At 60.0% G+C, this 300-nt stretch carries 1 pseudogene; it reads left to right on the forward strand.

From position 1 onward, the window contains the following. Positions 1 to 75: 75 nt before the first annotated feature. A pseudogene (locus P0G09_RS18790) lies at positions 76 to 300 on the forward strand (hypothetical protein); the annotation flags it as partial.

Raw genomic sequence — 300 nt, forward strand, 5'->3', positions numbered from 1 at the left:
GCTGTCAAGCGTTGACGGGGCCCCGCTGCCGTTTTATAATGTAAGAAACAATCTGCCCGAAAGAGGTCGAAGAGGATGGAAGAAAAAAACTACCGCGTTCTGCGCATTGAGGAGCAGCTTTATTGCTGCGAGGAGCTGCCCGAGGGCCAGCCCGTGCTCTGTGATGTCCTGCTGGAGGCTGCCGATGGCACGCAGCGGGTTCTCCCCTACCCGGATGCTGAGCTGACCCGGCTGGACATCAACGAGGGCAGCACTGTCACCCTGCGGGATCACAGGCTGGCCAAGGCGGTGCACAAGGTC

The sequence above is a fragment of the Faecalibacterium sp. DFI.5.82 genome (assembly GCF_029076575.1).
GTDB classification, from domain to species: Bacteria; Bacillota; Clostridia; order Oscillospirales; family Ruminococcaceae; genus Faecalibacterium; species Faecalibacterium duncaniae.